Raw genomic sequence first — 544 nt, forward strand, 5'->3', positions numbered from 1 at the left:
GATGACATGCAGCAGCACGGGGCCGACATCCTCGGCATCGCGCAGGTTGCGCAGGATGTGGACGAGCTGGTTCATGTCATGCCCGTCAACGGGGCCGACGTAATAGAAGCCGAGTTCCTCGAACAGCGTGCCGCCGGTCATGATGCCACGCGCGTATTCATCGGCCTTCTTGGCCGTGCGCTCGAGGCGGCCGGGCAGGCGCTTGGCCATCTTGGCGGCGAGTTCGCGCAGGTTCAGGAACTTGCGCGACGACATCAGCCGCGACAGGTAGCTCGACATCGCGCCCACGGGGGGGGCGATCGACATCTCGTTATCATTGAGCACCACGATCAGGCGCTCCGCGCCCGGGCCGCAATGCGATGCGTTGTTCATGGCTTCATACGCCATGCCCGCCGAGATCGAGCCATCGCCGATCACGGCAATCACGTTGCGTTCACGGTAGGAAGGGTCTTCCTCCGCGCGCAGGTGGTGGGCGACGGCCATGCCGAGGCCCGCGGAAATGGAGGTGGAGGAGTGCGCCGCGCCAAACGGGTCGTATTCGCTC

General features: G+C 65.1%; 1 protein-coding gene. It reads right to left on the minus strand.

From position 1 onward, the window contains the following. Nucleotides 1–544, minus strand: a 544-nt coding sequence (locus tag CDI09_RS17440) for a 1-deoxy-D-xylulose-5-phosphate synthase N-terminal domain-containing protein (RefSeq protein ID WP_282956657.1), incomplete at both ends; no start/stop codon positions are given.

The sequence above is a fragment of the Komagataeibacter nataicola genome, from assembly GCF_003207795.1.
Taxonomy (GTDB): domain Bacteria; phylum Pseudomonadota; class Alphaproteobacteria; order Acetobacterales; family Acetobacteraceae; genus Komagataeibacter; species Komagataeibacter nataicola.